The sequence below is a fragment of the Curtobacterium sp. ABR8 genome (assembly GCF_057812125.1).
This window is the reverse complement of record NZ_CM173818.1, coordinates 1,374,390-1,390,964: the sequence shown is the minus strand read 5'-3', so window position 1 is coordinate 1,390,964 and position 16,575 is coordinate 1,374,390. Positions and strand designations below refer to the sequence as shown.

The window sequence follows — 16,575 nt, the reverse complement described above, 5'->3', positions numbered from 1 at the left end:
CGGGTCCTCGGGTCAGCGCGTGGCGCGGGCCGCTTCTGCGGCGGTCTGCACGACGTCCTCCCAGATCACCGCGGCCGGCACGGCGGGGTCCGTCCCGGGCGCACCGGCGTCGGCGAACCGGTCGATCTCCGCCACGACGGCTTCGGTGCCGACCTCGCGCGCCGCACGGCTCGCCACGTCGGGCACGGCCGTCCGCAGCTCGGCGACCACGCGGTCGCGGCGGACGCCCTCCAACTGGCCGAGGGCGCCGATGCCCTTCCACGCGGCATCGAGCTCCGCACGGAGACGGACGATGGCCGGATGGTCGACAGACGGGTGGTCGGACGGGTCGTTCATGGTGCCCCCTGGTGCAACGGACCGCGCTTCGGGTAAGCGCTGTCCGCTCCGGGAGCCTAGCAACGACGCAAGAAGTCCTCATGTCCCTAGAACGCGGGACAGACCGTTCTGCACAGTGGGCTGGCAGCAACGGTACCCGCTCCTGTGACGAGATTCAGTGAGTTCGGCCCCGACATCGGCCCTCGGCGCCGGTTCGATGCCACGATGGGTCCGAGGAGGTCCACTATGCGGCTGTTGGTGGTCGAGGACGACGACGAGATGCGTGCCCTGATGGAGCGCGGTCTCGCTGCCGAGGGGTACCGCGTGACGGCGGTGGAGAACGGGGTCGAGGCGCTCATCGCCCTCGGCGAGCAGGCGTTCGACCTGGCCGTCGTGGACGTCATGATGCCCGGCATGTCCGGGTTCGAGCTCGCACGCCGGATCCGCGAACGCGAGGACCCCGTGCGGATCCTGCTCGTCACCGCGCGCGACGCCGTGGACGACCGCGTGTTCGGCCTCGATGCCGGCGCCGACGACTACCTCACCAAGCCGTTCGCCTTCGCCGAGCTCACAGCCCGGCTCCGTGCCCTCGGTCGCCGCGAGTCCGCCGGCGCGCCGCGCACGATCGAGGTCGGCGACGTCTCGATCGACTCCGAGGCCCGCCGCATCTCGATCAAGGGCCAGCGCGTCGCCGTCAGCCCGACCGAGTTCGCGCTGCTCCGACTGCTGGCACGCTCCGCCGGCAGCGTGGTGGACCGTCCGAAGATCCTCGAGGAGGTCTGGGACGGCTCGCAGCACGTCGACCCGAACGTCGTCGAGCAGTACATCTCGTACCTCCGCAAGAAGCTGACCTCGCACGAGGCCACCGTGGCGATCGCCACCGTCCGCGGCCGCGGGTACCGCCTGGATCTGCTCGGGGCGTGAGCAGGGCGTCCGCTCGCCCGGAGCCGGACCGCCCACGACGCGGTCTGGTCCGGCCCCTGCGCCTGCTGTCCCTGCGAGCACGGATCACGATCGGTTCGACGGCGATCGCGGCGGTCGTGATCGTGCTGCTCGTGCTGGTGATGCGGTTCCAGGTGGTGAGCGTCGTCGCCAGTGCGACCCGGACCCTGCTCGACGCCGACGCCGACCCGTACGTCGCCACGCTCGAGGTCGACAGCGACCCCGACCTGTCCCCACCGGGCAACGCCCAGCTCGTCGCCGTGGTCTCCCCGTCCGGCGACATCGTGCTCTCGACGATGCCCACCCGGGTGGAGAGCGCGCTCGGCAGCCTGACCTCGACCGCTGCCGGCACCTCGATCATCCGGGTGTCCGGGTCCGAGTACCGCGTGGTCGTCGAACACCCCGTGAACCAGGCCGGACGGTGGACGGTGGTCGCCGCCCGGAACTCGCAGGCCGAGGCGATCGTGGTCGACGACCTCACCTCGACGCTGTCGCTCACGGGCGTCGCGATCCTGCTGGCGTTCGGGATCGCGTCCTGGATCCTGGCGACCGCGGCGCTCCGCCCCGTCAACCGGATGCGCCGTGAAGCCGAGCGGCTGTCCGTCGCGCCCGAACGTGCCGAACTGCCCGTCGGCCCCGCCCAGGACGAACTCGCGTCCCTCGCCACGACCCTCAACGCGTTCCTCGCCCGCACGCGGCAGGCCACCGAGCGAGAGCGGCAGATGGTGTCGGACGCCAGTCACGAGCTCCGCACCCCGCTCGCCATCCTCACCACGCAGCTCGACCTGGCATCGCTCGACGGTGACGACGCCGCTGCGCTGGCCGCCCACATCGAGCGCGCCAAGCACAGCGTCGCCCGCCTCTCGCGGCTGGCGAACGACCTGCTGGCACTGTCGCGGATCGAGGAGTCCGAGCGGCGGGAGCAGGACGGCGACCAGCGGCCGGAGACCGGCTGGTCCGACCTGGGCGACGAGGTCATGGCCGCCGTCGACCGGGTGCGACTCATCGCGTCGGCCAAGGACATCACCGTCGACTTCGACCTCGAGGCCCCCGTGGCCGTCGGCGGCTCCGGGCCGGGCATCGGCGGCGGGACCCACGAGCCCCGCTACCGGTTGGACACCGGTGGCATGGCGCAGCTCGTGACGAACATCGCGGGCAACGCGGTGTCGGCGCTCCCCCGCGGTGGCGGCATCTTCGTGTCCTGGCGCAGCACCGGGGGCGAGGGCGTCCTGCAGATCACCGACGACGGCCCCGGTGTCCCCGAGTCGTTCATCCCGGTCGCGTTCGACCGGTTCACCCGACCGGACGAAGCCCGCAAGTCACGCCCGAGCCCCGATCCGGCCACCGGCGCGATCGCGCTGCCCGGCGGTTCCGGACTCGGGCTCGCGATCGTGCGCGCGGTGGCCGAGCGCGCCGGTGGCACGGCGTCGCTGCGGAACGTGCGCTCCGGTGGGCTCGAGGTCACGGTGCGACTGCCCGAGGTCGAGTAGCCGCACCCGTTCCGCGCCCTTCACCCGCGACCACTCACTGGAAGTCCCGCGACCGCGTGCGCACGGACAGCGACAGGTGCTCGATCCGGTCCGCCACCAGGTTGACCACGCCGTCGGGCGACCGTTCGAGGATGCCCCGGACGATCACCGCCGGGGACTCGCGGGCGACCCGCCGGTAGCGTCCCCAGACGCCGACGCTGCAGATCACGTTGACCAGCCCGGTCTCGTCCTCGACGTTCAGGAACGTGATCCCCGACGCCGTCGCCGGACGCTGCCGGTGCGTGACGATCCCGCCGACCTCGACCCGCCGCCCCGTCTCGGCGGTCGCGGTGTCCTGCACGCTGAGCACCCGGCGGGCGGCGAGCCGGTCGCGCACGTGCCGCACGGGGTGGTCGTCGGTCGTCATCCCCGTCGACCACATGTCGGCGATCAGGACGTCGCCGCTCGTCATCTGCCCGAACAGCGGCGGCTGGACGACGACCTGCGTGTCCGGCAACTGGTCGGCGCGCTCCGCCGCAGCCTGGGCCGCCGACCACATCGCGCCGCGGCGGTCGATGTCGAACGGGGCGAAGGCGTCAGCCGCGGCGAGCGCCTCGAGCTGCGCCGTCGTCAGGCCCACCCGGCGGGCGAGGTCGGACATGTCGGTGAACGGGCCGTTCGCGTCGCGCTCGGCGACGATCTTCTCGGCGCTCTTCCGACTGAGCGAGGCGACCTCGGCCAGCCCGAGCCGGACCGCGAAGGCGCCGTCGCGGCGGTGCCTGGCGGTGTCGTCGGGCAGTGCCTTGTCGAAGGGCAGCACCGGCGGCTGCTCCGTGACCAGACAGGCGTCGTCGCCGCACGGTGGCAGCACCTGGTCGTCGCCGAGCGGCTCGAGCGTCGCGTCGACGCCCGACCGCAGGATGTCCGGCCGGAGCACCTGGACGCCGTGCCGCCGGGCGTCGGCGACCAGGGTCTGCGGCGAGTAGAACCCCATCGGCTGCGCCCGGAGCAGCGCGGCCAGGAACGCCCCCGGGTAGTGCAGCCGCATCCACGCACTCGCGTAGACGATCAGGGCGAAGCTGATCGAGTGGCTCTCCGCGAAGCCGAAGTTCGCGAACGCCTGGATCTTCGCGTAGATCGCGTCGGCGTCCTCGCCGTGGATGCCGTTGTCGGACATGCCGGCGTAGAGCTTGTCGCGCAGCCGGTCGATCTTCTCGTGGCCGCGCTTCGAGCCCATCGCCCGCCGCAGCAGGTCGGCGTCGTCGCCCGAGCAGTTGCCGACCGCGATCGCCATCTGCATGAGCTGCTCCTGGAACAGCGGCACCCCGAGGGTCCGTTCGAGCACCGGCTCGAGCGACGGGTGGATGTACGTGATCGGTTCCTCGCCGGTGCGCCGTCGGATGTACGGGTGCACGGCGCCGCCCTGGATCGGACCGGGGCGGACGAGGGCGACCTCGATCACCAGGTCGTAGAAGCGCCGCGGGAGCAGCCGGGGCAGCGTGCCCATCTGCGCGCGGGACTCCACCTGGAACACCCCGATCGTGTCCGCACGGCAGAGCTGGTCGTAGACGCCCTGTTCCTCCTTCGGCATGGAGTGCATCTCCCAGCGCTCCCCGCAGTGCTCCGCCGCCAGGTCGAACGAGTACTGCAGCGCCGCGAGCATGCCGAGGCCGAGCATGTCGAACTTCACGAGCCCCATGAAGGCGCAGTCGTCCTTGTCCCACTGCAGCACCGTGCGGCCGTCCATCCGCGCGTGCTCGATCGGCACGACCTCGCCCACCGGCCGGTCGGTGAGCACCATGCCACCCGAGTGGATCCCGAGGTGGCGCGGGAACCCCAGGACGTCGCTCGCCAACCCGACGACCGCCGGCGGGATGTCGTGGTCCTGACTCTCGGTCACCGAGCCCCACCGTTCGACCTGCTTCGACCAGGCGTCCTGCTGCCCAGGGCTGTGACCGAGGGCCTTCGCCATGTCGCGGACGGCGCCCTTCGGCCGGTACGTGATGACGTTCGCGACCTGGGCGGCGTTGTACCGGCCGTACTTCTCGTAGACGTACTGGATCACCTCTTCGCGGCGGTCCGAGTCGAAGTCGACGTCGATGTCGGGTTCCTCGTCACGCATCGCCGACAGGAACCGCTCGAACGGCAGACCGTAGCGGATCGAGTCCACCGCGGTGATCTCGAGCAGGTAGCAGACCGCGGAGTTCGCGGCGGAGCCGCGCCCCTGGCAGAGGATCCCCCGACCACGGGCGTACTGCACCATGTCGCGCACGATCAGGAAGTAGCCGGGGAAGTTCTTGTCCTCGATCACCGCCAGCTCGCGTTCGATGCGCTCGCGCTTCTGCGGGTCCACCCCGTCGGCGCTGCCCGGGTAGAGCCGGCGGGCTCCGGTCCAGGTGAGTTCCCGCAACCAGGACATCGCGGTGTGCCCGTCCGGCACGTCGAGGTCCGGCAGCCCGGGCTTGACCGTGCGCAGCCGGAACCCGAGTTCGTCGGCCAGCGTGACGGTGTTCTCGATCGCTCCGGGGTAGCGCCCGAACCGCCGTGTCATCTCGACACCGGAACGCAGGTGCGCGGTGTCGGCGGCCGGCAGCCACCCGTCGATCTCGTCGAGACTGCGCCGGGCTCGGACCGCGGCCAGTGCCGTCGCCACCGGGAACCGGTCCGGGGTGGCGTAGTGGACGTTGCCGGTCGCGACCAGGGGCAGCGCGTACCGCTCGGCGAGGGTCGCGAGCACGTCGTTCCGTGCGCTGTCGAGCGGATCGCCGTGGTCGAGGAGCTCCACCACGACGTTGCCGCGGCCGAAGCGGTCGAGCAGCACGCGCAGGGCGGTCTCCGCCGCGGACTCCCCACCCTGCTCGAGCGCCTGTCGGACGGTGCCCTTCCGGCACCCGGTGAGCACCCGCCAGTGTCCGTCGGCCCGCGCCGCGAGCTCGTCGAGGTCGTAGCGCGGGCTGCCCTTCTCGGACCCGGCCGCGAGGTGCGCGCTCGTCACCGCGCCCGCGAGCCGGTGGTAGCCGTCCTGCCCGTCGGCGAGCAGGAGCAGGTGGGAGCCCTCGGGGTCGGGGACGCCGTTCTGGGGTTCGGTGAGTCCCAGCGAGAGCTCGGTGCCGTAGACGGTCCCGACCTGCGGGTACGCCTCGGCCACCTCGGCCATCCGGGCAGCACCGTAGAAGCCGTCGTGGTCGGTGAGGGCGAGGGCGTGCAGGCGCAGCCGTGCGGCTTCCTCGAACAGCTGCTCTGGCTGGCTCGCACCGTCGAGGAAGCTGAAGGCCGAGTGCGCGTGCAGCTCGGCGTACGGCACGACCGGAGTGCCGTCGGTGTCCAGGGCCGTCGGCACGTAGCGCTCGCGCTTCCGCGACCACGCCGGGCTGTCCCCGCCGTCGCCCGCGTTGCCCGATCCGGGGCTCCGCTTGTCCGACAGGGCGCGCTCGAACTGCGACCACGGGATGGGTGGGTTGCTGTAGCCCATCAGGTCCTGCTCCTGGATCGGTTCACGTGGCGATCGCCTCCGCCCACCACCGGTGGTCGGCCAGCACCAGGTACCAGGCACGGCCCTCGGCGTCGACGAGCTGCAGCCGGTGCAGTCGTCGACCGCCGGACTCCCACCACCGCACGACGAGGGGCCACGGACCGGCCCAGGCGGTGACGGGCGCGAACCCGCCACCCCGGTCCCCCTCGGCGCGGAAGCCTTCGGGTGCGCCGGACAGCACGCCGCGGTCGTCGACGTCGACGCTCGCGCCGTCCCCGGAGACCACGTCGACCGGACGGGGACGCTCGAGGACGGTGGCGGGCGGCGGCCCGGGCAGCTTGCCGGGCCACGGGCGGTCGCGCACGGTGGCCAGGGCACGCTCGCCGCCGGGCGGGGCGTCGCCCCACGGCACGAGCACCACCCGCTCGGACAGGGTCCGACCGCCACCGACGCGCGGGCTCACCACACCGTCGTGTCCGACCATGCCCTGGATCCGTGCCAGCCCGTGGTGCACGCGCTCGTCCGGCCCGGAGCCCCAGAGCCCGCGCTCGTGGTTCGCCATGTCGTCGACGGCGACCGGTTCGAGCACGACCGACGTGACCGGGGCCTCGAGCCCGGTCGGGTCGACCCCGCCGGCGAGCTGCCACCGCACCCGGTCGACGACGTCGGCGGCGTCGAACCAGCGGGGGTGCGCCCACGTGCGTTCGAGCAGGATGTCCCGCTCGTCGACGATCCCCACCCGGATGGTCGTCGCGACCAGCCCAGCAGCGCGGAGGCGTGCGGCGAAGTCGTCGGCGGAGCGCCGGAACGCGAACGCGATCTGGTCGGCGCGGTCGAGCGGGGGCTCGAAGGCGGCCTCGATCCGGAGTTCGGGCGGGATCGCGCGCGCCGAGATCTCCCGCGGGTCGCGCCCGCCCGCCAGCCGGTGGAGGAACGCCCCGGCGACCCCGAACCGGTCGCGGACCTGCTCGTCGCTGAGCGATGCGAACGCGCCCAGCGTGGTGATGCCGAGCCGGTCGAGGACGGTCGCGAGCTCGGGGTCGCCGAGCACTCCGAGGGGCAGGTCCGCCAGGAAGTCCGACGAGCCGGAGACCGGCACGATCCGCACCCGTTCGCCGGGACGCACCGGCCGGGCCCGTGCTGCCTGCTCCGCCGCGAACGGGGTGTCCGCCACACCGGCCCGCACCGCCGGGGCACCGTGGTCGGCCGCGATCCCCGCCAGGGTCGCCGCGGCCGCCCGCTCGCCGCCGTAGTACCGCGCCGGCCCCCGGGCACGCAGGGCGAGGGTGCCGGGCCGGAGCACCTCGACCCCGGGGACGGCCGCCTCGACCGCGCGGATGACGGGTTCGAACGCACGGTGGTCGAGCGCGTCGTCGTAGGGCTGCACGACGAGCTCCGGACAGCGCGCCTGCGCCTCGCGCACCCGGAGGCCCCGGACGACGCCGTGCTGCCGTGCGGACGCGGAGCTCGCGAACACCAGGCCCTTCGCGACCACGGCGAAGGGCTGCTCCGGCGGCGCACCGGCTGCGCGGGCTGCCGCGATCACCGGCCAGTCCGGGCACCAGAGCACGATGGTGCGGGTCGGTGGCGGCTCGGGCAGCGCACCGCCGCGGGCGATCGCGTCGGCCCGGACACGCCCCGGCGCGATCACGACGCCACCGCCGCGCACCACGACACCCCGGCGATCACGACGCGACCGCCACGGGGCGCAGCACCCGGGTGTCGCCGGAGCCCACCTTCGGCACCGGGGCGGCTGCCCGGACCGAGCCGTCGGCCGCCGGCAGCAGCAGCTCGGTGCTCGTGGGGCGCACTGCACCCGCACGACCGGTCGCCGTGACGGTGGCGCGACGCTCGGTCAGGTGCCCGTGGCCCTGCCCGATGCCGCTCCACACCGACGACGTGATCCGCAGCGTGACGTCCGCGCCCGGCCAGGAGCCGAGCGCGACGAGGGCGCCACCGCGTTGCCGGAGCCGTGCCGACAGCCGGGCGACGTCGCCGGGCACGACCCGGCCGAGCGGCCGGGTGAGGACGATCTGGGCGACGTCGGCCATCGCCGCGGTCACCGCGAGCCACTGGTCACCCGGATCGGGGACGAGCACGAGCCGCTCGAGGTCGATGCCCGCGGCGGCGGCCGCCTCGATCCCGAAGGACGGCACCCCGATGACCGCGCACCACGCACCGGACGCCGAGGCAGCCTGCAGCATGGTGATCGCGAGCAGCACCGACTCGGGGACGGCGTAGGTGCCGCCGACCCGGATCGCCCCACCGGGCAACAGGGGCTCGAGGGCGGGAGCGGTCGGGAGCCCCGCGGTGTCCACGCGGGTGGACTCCATGTCGGTGACCCGGGACCGCAGGGACGTGATGCGGTCGAGCGCCGCCCGGGCATCGCCGAGGTGGTCGGCGCTGCTTCCACGCGCACCGCCCGCGCCGTTCCCGCGCGCGGGACCGTCACCCCCACGTGCAGCACCACTCCGCCCGACCCGGTCCGGGCCGGGCGACCGGAGTGCCGCCGCCGTCTGCATGCCCTCATATTCGAACATGTGTTCGATGATGTCAATCGCGTCCGACATCGGCGGACAGAACTGGTCGAACGTGCGTTCGACACGCCGGGAGCCTGCCGGGATCCGCCCATCCTGCAGCGGACGACCGACACACACCCGTGCAACGACAGCGCCGGGCACCCTCGTGACGAGGATGCCCGGCGCGTCAGGCAGACGGTGTCAGCGTCAGTTCGCGGCGACCCGGAACGTCACGTCGACCGTGGTCGGAGCCGCACCACCGGTCGGGGCCTGCGTGACCCACAGGCGGTAGGCGCCGTTCCCCAGGTCGAAGTCGGCCGGGACCGACCAGGTTCCGTCCTCGACCGTGGTCGTCGCCACCGTGCGGCTCGACCCCTTGACCTCGATCCGAGCACCCTCCGCACCGGTGCCCTGGAACACCGGACGCTTCGACGTCACCGTCGACCCCTCGGTCGGCGCGGTCACCACGACCGGCGCGGCGGCGGCGTGCCGCACGGTGAACGAGAGGACGACCGGGAGGGTCGGGACGCCCTGGGTGGGCTCCTGCACCACGAGCAGGCGGTAGCCGTTGTCCGACAGGTCGAAGTCGGCCGGCACGGACCACTTGCCGTCGACCACCGTGGTCGTCGCCACCGTGCGGCTCGAACCCCGCACCACGATCGTGGCGCCCTCGTCACCGGTGCCCTCGAACACCGGACGCTTCGACGTCACCGTCGACCCCTCGGCGGGCGAGGTGACGACGACGGGCGCCACCGGTGCCACCGCGTAGTCCACGGTGAACGTCAGGACGACCGGGTCCGTCGGGACGCCGCGGACCGGCTCCTGCACGACGAGCAGACGGTAGCCGTTCGGGTTCAGGTCGAAGTCGGCCGGCACGGACCACTTGCCGTCGACCACCGTGGTCGTCGCCACCGTGCGGCTCGAACCCCGCACCACGATCGTGGCGCCCTCGTCACCGGTGCCCTCGAACACCGGACGCTTCGACGTCACCGTCGACCCCTCGGCCGGCGCGGTCACGACCACCGGCGCCACCGGCGCATCGTCGTCCGAGGTGAACCCGATGTCCCGCATCACGGACGTCCGCCCGTCCGGGGTGGTCTGCGTGAACGTCACCTCGTGCGAGCCGGCGGACAGTGCAGCGTCGGCGGACCAGGTGCCGACACCCGCCTTCGCACCCGAAGCCTCGACCGAGAACAACTCCGTGCCGTCGGCGTCACGCGCGGTGACCGTCGCACCGGCTTCCGCCCGGCCCGAGAACGTCTGCTTGCCCGGCACGAAGGCGTTCGCGCCGTCGGTCACGCCGTCGACCGACAGCAGGCGCGGCAGGGCGGTCCGCGCCGAGATCGCGCCGAACTGCATCGTGGCCATGTCGATCTGCTGGTCGGTGTACTCGGACCCGATCGTGTACGAGAACCCGCCGTCCGGCGACGTGCCCGCGACGACGCGGTCACCGTGCATGAACCAGATCGCCCCAGGCGCGTGCGGGTCACCGGTCACCATGATGCGTCCGTCCGGCAGGTTGAAGACGTCCCGCACGGTCGGGGCAGCGATGCCCGGGTCCTCCGACGCCGCGGCGAGCTCGACCGCCACCGGGGCCGAGGCACCGTCGTCGGTGCGAGCCACCACCTGCGCCGTCGCACCGACTCGCGAGCCCGGGACCGTGATCGAGAAGGAACCGTCGCGGACGTCGGCGGTGTACGGGGTCCCGTCCACCGTGGCGACGACGGAACGGATGCCCTCCCCGCCGACCGTGCCGTGCAGGAAGTACTCACCGCGGACACCACGGTCGACCTGTTCGATCTGCGGGGACGCGACGACGGAGGGCACGTAGGCGATGTCCGCCATCCGCGTGGTGATGCCCGACGGTGCCGTCTGCGTGAACGTGACGGTGTGCGTGGCGTCCGACAGGTCGGCCAGAGCGGACCACTTCCCGGCGGCGGCCTTCGCGGTCGGCACCTCGGTGCGGAAGAGCTCGGTGCCGTCGCCGTCGGTGGCCGTGACGGTCGCGCCGGCCGCCGCCGTGCCCTGGAACTCGTGCTCTCCGGGGGTGAACGTCGTGGAGTCCGTGGTGAGCCCTGCCACCTGCAGCGTGCGGGGCAGGACGACCGGATCGGAACGCCGGGCTTCGCCGTCGACGATGCGCTCGGCGACCATGGTCAGTTCGGTGTCGCGGTACCGCTCGCCGACCGCGAGCGAGAAGAGTCCGCCGCCGCCCGGCCACGCGTCGACGACGGTGTCGCCGGCGAGCACCTCGACGCGGTCGGACCCGGCAGTCCCGAGCATGCGCTGCGTGCCGTTCGCCTCGGTGTCGATGCGCTGTACGACGGGCGCGGGCACCGACACGTCGGAGACGGTCGACGACGCGGGTGCGGTGGTGGTGGACGGAGCAGCGGCGGCGACGGCGGCGGACGCGCCGATCGTGCAGCTGAGACCGACTGCGACGACGACCCCGAGGGCCGTCAGGCGTGCTGTGCGAGGGATTGCCAAAGTGAACTCCTTGATGTGGGGGACCGCGAGACGCGGCAACCACATCGTAATGCAAGGTATTTCACATATTGACGTTCCATGATGCCGTCGCCCCGACCGCGCCAAGCACCGACCGCGTCTTCGTCACGACCTCGTCCGCCTCGTCCGCCGCCACCGACGACCACGTCACCGCTCCCCCGGCCCCGAGCGTCCGCGACCGGACCCGACCCGAGGCGTCCACCACCGTCACCAGTGTCCGGATCACCACCGACAGGTCGACCGCTCCACTCGCCGAGAAGTACCCGATCACGCCCGAGTAGACCCCGCGCGGTGCTCCCTCGAGCCGGTCGGCGATCGCCATCGCACTGGTCTTCGGCGCCCCGGTCATCGACCCCGGAGGGAACGCCGCCCGCACCACGTCCGCTCGTGACGTCCCCGACGGCAGCACGGCACCGATCGTGGAGACCATCTGGTGCACGCTCGCGTAGGTCTCGACCGCGCACAGCCGGTCGACGTGCACCGACCCGGGGATCGCCGTCCGCAGCAGGTCGTTCCGCAGCAGGTCAACGATCATCACGTTCTCGGCACGGTCCTTGGCGCTCACCGCGAGGTCGTCCCGCACGGCCGCGTCGGCGGCAGCGTCGGCGAGGCGGCGCCGCGTGCCCTTGATCGGCTCCGCGAGCACGCTCCCGTCCGCGTCGATCCGCAGGAACCGCTCCGGCGATCGGCTCGCCACGCGCAGCGGGCCGAGCCGCAGGTACGCACCGAACGGGACAGGGTCCGACGCCCGCATCCGCACGTAGTCGGCCAGGTGCGGGTCGGCCAGGTGCGGATCCGCGTCGGGGTCGACCCGGGCCTCCCGGTCCGCGACGGGCACGGAGAAGGACGTGGTGAGGCAGACCTGGAACGCGTTGCCCTCGCGGATCTCGGCGCGGCACGCGTCGACCGCGCGTTCGTGGTCGGCACGCGACACGCGTCCGACCGATGACGACACCCCGGCCGGGAGGCCCGTGGCCGCGTCCGTCACGTCGGCCTGCGACGGAGCCCCGGTCACCGTCTCGAGCCACGCCCGGTTCCGCGCGCTGGCCGCCGGTTCGGCGTCGGCGACGAGCGTCAGCGCCCAGGCGCCTCCGGTGTGGTCGACGACCACGGCGCGGTCCACGAACCGCAGGTCGGCGTCGGCGTGCCCGTCGGCGGTGCGGTCCGGGCCGCCGGACTCGCGACCGAGCTCGTACCCGAGGAACCCGACCCAGCCGAGCGCGAAGCCGCAGCCGACGATCGGCTCGGGCAGGTGCGGCGTCCGGTCCAGCAGCTCCGCCAGCACGGCGAAGGCCGCGCGGTCGTCGGTGGACGACGGACCGAACCACCCGGCGGCGGGCGCGGCGACCTCGACGGACGCCTGCCGGTCCTGGTGGCGGAACCGTGCCCGGAACGGCCCGTCCGTCCACGTCAGGACCGACCACCGCGCGCGTGGTCGTGCGGTCGCCGGTGCGCCGTCCGGCAACGCGGAGTCGAGCCACACCACGTCGCCCCGGGCCTGAGCGGCCAATGCACCGAGGTCGGGGGCCGGGTCGAGCCGGCGGACCTCGATGCGCACGCCGGCCGACGGACCGGTCAGATCGCGGAGATCGTCCATGCGGCGGCGTGGGACACACCCGGGGCGAGCACCACGAGACCACGGTCGACCCCGTCGTTGAACGCGTCGGGCGCGCACGTCATCGGCTCGACCGCCAGCCCGGCGCGGTGGTACTCGGGAACCACGTGGTCGGCCGTGTGCACCTGCACCCACGGGCACTCCGGCCCGAAGACCGCGCGGACACCACGGCCGTCCGCAGCGGTCAGCGTGATGGCCGCGGTCCCGTCGACGTCGCGGTCGAAGCCCGTGAAGGCGTGGTCGATGAACCGGTCGCCGATGAGGGTGGGCGTGCGCAGGTCGAACTCGTCGTGCACGGGGACCAGGTCGGTCGGGATCAGCCGGTCCGGGGTGACCTCGAGCACCTCGGCCGCGGGCAGGGTGAGGGTCCAGTCGTCGACCGTGCCGGAGCCCGCCACCAGGTACGGGTGCGGGCCGGTCCCCCACGGGGCGTCGTCGGCACCGGAGTTCGTGCCGGTGATCGTCGTGTGCAGCCCGGTGGCGTCGAGTCGGTACTCGACCAGGACCTCGACGCGGTACGGGTAGCCCGCCTGGGCCTGCACGGTGGTGCTGAGCGCGACGCGGTCGGGCTCCTGGGCCTCGACCCGGAAGTCGGTCCAGGCGACCAGTCCGTGCAGGGCGTGGTGCCGTGCCGGCTCGGTGAGCGCGAGCTCGTGGTCGACGCCCCCGAAGGTGTACTCGCCGTCGACGACGCGGTTCGGCCACGGGACGAGGACCGCACCGCGGAAGGCCGGGCGGACCTCGTCGGCGTCGAACGGCACGACCAGGTCGCGGCCCTCGTGGCGGAACGTCCGCAGCGTCGCACCGACCGTTGCGATGTCGGCCGTGTACCCGGCGGCGGAGATCGTCAGCGGGGTCCCGGACAGCGGCGCATCGTTGCTCATGCGCTCAGCGTATCGGGCGCGTGCGGCCACCCGCACCACGAGGAAACCCCCGCCGTTCCGGGGAACGACGGGGGTTGAGGGTGGATCTGAGGGGACTCGAACCCCTGACCCCCTGCATGCCATGCAGGTGCGCTACCAGCTGCGCCACAGACCCAGATGTCTTACTTTCGTGCCGTCCGGTTCCCCGGAGGCACCATAGAAGCGTACACCATGCGAACGCCGGGCAACGAAATCGAAGCCGTCACCCGGGCGCGTCGCTGATCAGGCGGTGTGGTCCACCGGGAGCTCGAGCGGGATGGTCGGGCAGTCGGCCCAGAGACGTTCGAGCGAGTAGTACTGGCGGTCTTCGTCGTGGAAGACGTGCACCACGATGTCGCCGACGTCGATGAGGACCCAGCGGCCCTCGCTCCGGCCTTCGCGGCGGAGGGTCTTGGCGCCGAGCTCGAGGAGGCGCTCCTCGACCGCATCGGCGATGGACTGCACGTTGCGCTCGTTCCGACCGGTTGCGAGCAGGAACACGTCCGTGAGCTGCAACGGCCCGGTCACATCGAGCGCGACGAGGTCCTCGGCCTGCTTGGCGTCGGCCGCGAGAGCAGCGGCCTGCACGAGTTCCAGTGCGCGAGTGGAGGCGGTCACGGATTCCTTCCGGTCGTCGACCCGGCAGGGAGCCGGATCGCTTGGTGGGTCACGATCATAAGCCACCCCGCCGACAGCGGCCAGGCCAGGGCGACGGGGTGGGGCACGACGGACGTCGGGGAGGGCAGCGGTCAGCCGCCCATGTGGGTGGTGAGGAGGGCGGTGATGATGACACCGGCCGCTGCCAGTCCGACCGCACCCACCGTGACGCCGAGGATGAGCGGCGTGCGCGACTCCTTCGGCTTCGCGGCGGCGAGGACGACCTGGCGGGTCGAGGTGTGGCTGGACACGGCGCGGCTGGCGCGGACCGGGCTGGCGTCGGTCTCGGGCTGCTCGTCGTGCTGCTCGAGCAGGCGGTCGACCTCGGCGCCGTCGATCGGCCGGTGCGACCCGGTCGACGAGAGCGACGCGGGCAGGTCGATGGATCCGGTGAGGATCACCTCGCCCGTCGCGTTCAGCGCACCGGTCGGGTCGGCGAGGGCCGAGTTCGGCAGGATGATCGCGTTGGTGTCGGTGACCGCGATCCGGCGGGTGCCGGTCGAGTCGTCGTGCACCTCGGCGTCGTTCGAGCCGTGCGCCTGCTGCGACCAGTGCCCGACGGGCGGCTCGAAGGCCGTCGTCATCGGCTTCGGCTCCGACGGCCGCTGGAAGGACGCGGGGACCTTCGGGGGCTCGGTCCGGGCGGGTTCCGGGATCGGGACCTCGTTGGTGTCGTCGTCCTCGGGATCGAGGGACAGCGGGAACACCGCCGGGGTCGACGGCGCGCCGTCCGGGATCCCCGGGAGCGGCGTGGCCGAGGGGTGCTCGAGCGCGGCGACGTCGGCCGGTGTCTCCGCGTCGCTCTGCGCCTCGTCGGCGCCCGTCTCGGCGGCGCCCGTCTCGTCGATGCCCGTCTGGTCGGTGTTCGACTGGTCGCTCGGCGTCCCTGCGGCGAGCTCGTCCGTGGACCCGGCTGCGGGCTGTGCGTCGGAAGCGTCGTCGGCGGGCGGTGACCAGGTCGACCGGTGGCGCCGGGGCTCCTCGGCGTGCGCAGCGGCTTCGTCGAGCGGTTCGAGGGCGTCGGGCGACCCGTCGGCCTCGGTGGCCTGGGCGACCGCAGCCTGGTCGAGCACCGTGTGACCCTCGGGACCGGACGGCTCGTCCGCGGCGCGCGGCGCCGAGGTCGGCTCGATGGTGTCGACCGAGCCGAGGACGTCCTCGACGGTGCGGTCGGAGGACTGCGGCGTCGGGTTCTGCAGCGGTACCGGCAGGACCGCCTGGTTCTCGGCGGCGCGCTGCTGGCGGATCTGGCGGCGGGTCAGACCACCGCTGCCGGGGACGATCTCGGTCGCGGAGGCCGGCGGGAACGGCGACACCCCGGCCGCGGGCACGGAGGTCACCGGCACGGAGGGCGCCGAGGCCGGCGTGCCCGTCGCGGCGGATGCCGCGGCAGAGGACTGGGTCGGACCGCCGGGGGCGGGTGCCACGTGCGAACCGGGCCGAGGACGGGGTTCCGTCGACTCGGCGGGTGCGGCGACGGTCGGTGGTGGCGTCGCGGGCTGCGAACCGGCTGCTGCGGCACGCTCCCGCTCGCGCGCCTGGCGCCGCGACAGGGGCGGCTGCGCGTCGGACGAACTCATGCAACGCTCCGATACAGGTGGTGCTTGGAGATGTACTGGACGACCCCGTCGGGGACCAGGTACCAGACGGGGGAACCACGTCTCACCCGGTCGCGGCAGTCGGTCGACGAGATGGCCAGTGCGGGGACTTCGAGCAAGCTTACGTCTCGCTCGGGGAGTCCACTGATGCTCAGGTCGTGTCCCGGACGCGTCACAGCGACGAAGTGCGCGAGGTCCCAGAGACCATCATGGTCTTTCCAGTCGACAATCTGCTGAACGGCGTCTGCGCCCGAGATGAAGACGAGCTGCGCGTCGGGCCGCTGTTCGTGCAGGTCGCGGAGCGTGTCGACCGTGTACGTCGGGCCGGGGCGGTCGATGTCGACGCGGCTCACCGTGAACATCGGGTTCGATGCGGTCGCGATGACCGTCATCAGGTAGCGGTGCTCGGCATCCGTGACGCCGGACTTCATGTACGGCTGCCCCGTGGGGACGAACACGACCTCGTCGAGGTCGAACGCCCGAGCCACCTCGGACGCCGCGACGAGGTGACCGTGGTGGATGGGGTCGAACGTGCCGCCCATCACCCCGATGCGCGGTCGTCCGGTGCTCTCGAGCATCGA

At 72.9% G+C, this 16,575-nt stretch carries 12 protein-coding genes and 1 tRNA gene; 2 read left to right on the top strand and 11 right to left on the bottom strand.

Features of this window, described 5'->3' with window-relative positions:
* Window positions 1-12: 12 nt before the first annotated feature.
* Window positions 13-336, bottom strand: a complete 324-nt coding sequence (locus ACXKZB_RS06720) for a hypothetical protein (RefSeq protein WP_488825293.1) — start codon at window positions 334-336, stop codon at window positions 13-15.
* Between the two features lie 225 nt (window positions 337-561).
* On the opposite strand from ACXKZB_RS06720, the gene ACXKZB_RS06715 reads away from it, so the two are divergent.
* Both ACXKZB_RS06715 and ACXKZB_RS06710 read left to right on the top strand, forming a co-directional pair.
* On the top strand, window positions 562-1,239 hold the full coding sequence (locus ACXKZB_RS06715; RefSeq protein WP_123313488.1) for a response regulator transcription factor: 678 nt from the start codon (window positions 562-564) through the stop codon (window positions 1,237-1,239).
* Window positions 1,236-2,747 carry a sensor histidine kinase gene (locus tag ACXKZB_RS06710; protein WP_488825292.1) on the top strand — a complete coding sequence of 504 codons (1,512 nt, stop codon included), beginning with the start codon at window positions 1,236-1,238 and terminating at the stop codon, window positions 2,745-2,747. Before ACXKZB_RS06715 ends, ACXKZB_RS06710 begins: the two co-directional genes overlap by 4 nt.
* A gap of 34 nt (window positions 2,748-2,781) precedes the next feature.
* Here ACXKZB_RS06710 and ACXKZB_RS06705 read toward each other — a convergent pair whose 3' ends face one another.
* The 10 genes from ACXKZB_RS06705 to nadD all read right to left on the bottom strand — a co-directional run bounded on the left by ACXKZB_RS06705 (window position 2,782) and on the right by nadD (window position 16,572).
* On the bottom strand, window positions 2,782-6,198 hold the full coding sequence (locus ACXKZB_RS06705; protein WP_488825290.1) for an error-prone DNA polymerase: 3,417 nt from the start codon (window positions 6,196-6,198) through the stop codon (window positions 2,782-2,784).
* Between the two features lie 22 nt (window positions 6,199-6,220).
* Window positions 6,221-7,867, bottom strand: coding sequence for a DNA polymerase Y family protein (locus ACXKZB_RS06700; protein ID WP_488825289.1), 1,647 nt, complete (start codon window positions 7,865-7,867; stop codon window positions 6,221-6,223).
* A gap of 16 nt (window positions 7,868-7,883) precedes the next feature.
* Entirely contained in the window at window positions 7,884-8,738 is an 855-nt protein-coding gene (locus tag ACXKZB_RS06695; RefSeq protein ID WP_488825288.1) for a hypothetical protein, read from the bottom strand.
* Between the two features lie 186 nt (window positions 8,739-8,924).
* Entirely contained in the window at window positions 8,925-11,204 is a 2,280-nt protein-coding gene (locus tag ACXKZB_RS06690) for a hypothetical protein (protein WP_488825287.1), read from the bottom strand.
* Between the two features lie 61 nt (window positions 11,205-11,265).
* A complete protein-coding gene (locus ACXKZB_RS06685) occupies window positions 11,266-12,819 on the bottom strand; it encodes an anthranilate synthase component I family protein (RefSeq protein WP_488825285.1) in 1,554 nt (517 codons plus the stop codon).
* Window positions 12,798-13,721: an aldose 1-epimerase family protein gene (locus tag ACXKZB_RS06680; RefSeq protein ID WP_488825283.1), complete on the bottom strand. Its 924-nt coding sequence runs from the start codon at window positions 13,719-13,721 to the stop codon at window positions 12,798-12,800. Before ACXKZB_RS06680 ends, ACXKZB_RS06685 begins: the two co-directional genes overlap by 22 nt.
* 81 nt (window positions 13,722-13,802) lie before the next feature.
* Window positions 13,803-13,875: transfer RNA gene (locus ACXKZB_RS06675), tRNA-Ala, on the bottom strand.
* A 107-nt stretch (window positions 13,876-13,982) separates the two neighbouring features.
* On the bottom strand, window positions 13,983-14,357 hold the full coding sequence (gene rsfS / locus ACXKZB_RS06670; RefSeq protein WP_111084542.1) for a ribosome silencing factor: 375 nt from the start codon (window positions 14,355-14,357) through the stop codon (window positions 13,983-13,985).
* 131 nt (window positions 14,358-14,488) lie between these two features.
* A complete protein-coding gene (locus ACXKZB_RS06665; protein WP_488825282.1) occupies window positions 14,489-15,976 on the bottom strand; it encodes a hypothetical protein in 1,488 nt (495 codons plus the stop codon).
* Window positions 15,973-16,572 (bottom strand): nicotinate-nucleotide adenylyltransferase, encoded by a 600-nt coding sequence (gene nadD / locus ACXKZB_RS06660; RefSeq protein WP_111084540.1) that lies wholly within the window; start codon window positions 16,570-16,572, stop codon window positions 15,973-15,975. Before nadD ends, ACXKZB_RS06665 begins: the two co-directional genes overlap by 4 nt.
* Window positions 16,573-16,575 lie beyond the last annotated feature (3 nt).

Bases quoted from the DNA above. Each gene is read 5' to 3' on its own strand.
- ACXKZB_RS06695 (WP_488825288.1), bottom strand. From the start codon at position 8,738: ATGTTCGAATATGAGGGCATGCAGACGGCGGCGGCACTCCGGTCGCCC.
- nadD (WP_111084540.1), bottom strand. From the start codon at position 16,572: ATGCTCGAGAGCACCGGACGACCGCGCATCGGGGTGATGGGCGGCACG.
- ACXKZB_RS06685 (WP_488825285.1), bottom strand. From the start codon at position 12,819: ATGGACGATCTCCGCGATCTGACCGGTCCGTCGGCCGGCGTGCGCATC.
- ACXKZB_RS06705 (WP_488825290.1), bottom strand. From the start codon at position 6,198: ATGGGCTACAGCAACCCACCCATCCCGTGGTCGCAGTTCGAGCGCGCC.
- ACXKZB_RS06720 (WP_488825293.1), bottom strand. From the start codon at position 336: ATGAACGACCCGTCCGACCACCCGTCTGTCGACCATCCGGCCATCGTC.
- ACXKZB_RS06665 (WP_488825282.1), bottom strand. From the start codon at position 15,976: ATGAGTTCGTCCGACGCGCAGCCGCCCCTGTCGCGGCGCCAGGCGCGC.
- ACXKZB_RS06715 (WP_123313488.1), top strand. From the start codon at position 562: ATGCGGCTGTTGGTGGTCGAGGACGACGACGAGATGCGTGCCCTGATG.
- ACXKZB_RS06680 (WP_488825283.1), bottom strand. From the start codon at position 13,721: ATGAGCAACGATGCGCCGCTGTCCGGGACCCCGCTGACGATCTCCGCC.